The 301-nt window shown below is 58.8% G+C and carries 1 protein-coding gene; it reads right to left on the reverse strand.

What is annotated here, in order from left to right:
- Window positions 1-149 precede the first annotated feature (149 nt).
- The coding region (locus tag KWG70_RS17815) for an EF-Tu C-terminal domain-related protein (RefSeq protein WP_449619092.1) at window positions 150-301 on the reverse strand (152 nt) is incomplete at its 5' end.

Genomic DNA, 301 nt, shown 5'->3' on the forward strand with positions numbered 1-301 from the left:
TTATACGATGCAACGTAAGAAGGCCGCCCCTATTCAGGACGGCCTTCTCTATTTCTTCTACCGGTAACCCCTAGAGTGTCAGGGGTGTGGGTTCTCGGTCAGTTTGCTGCGCAAACGAACCTGCCACCCACCCGACGGCTAAGCCGTCGTTACTCAGTGATTTTGGACACAACACCGGCACCCACAGTCCGGCCGCCTTCGCGGATCGCGAAGCGGAGGCCTTGCTCCATCGCGATCGGCGCGATCAGCTCGACGTCGAACTTCAGGTTGTCGCCAGGCATGACCATCTCTGTGCCGGATG

Origin of the sequence: Psychroserpens luteolus, assembly GCF_021032705.1 — a bacterium.
Taxonomy (GTDB): Bacteria; Bacteroidota; Bacteroidia; order Flavobacteriales; family Flavobacteriaceae; genus Psychroserpens; species Psychroserpens luteolus.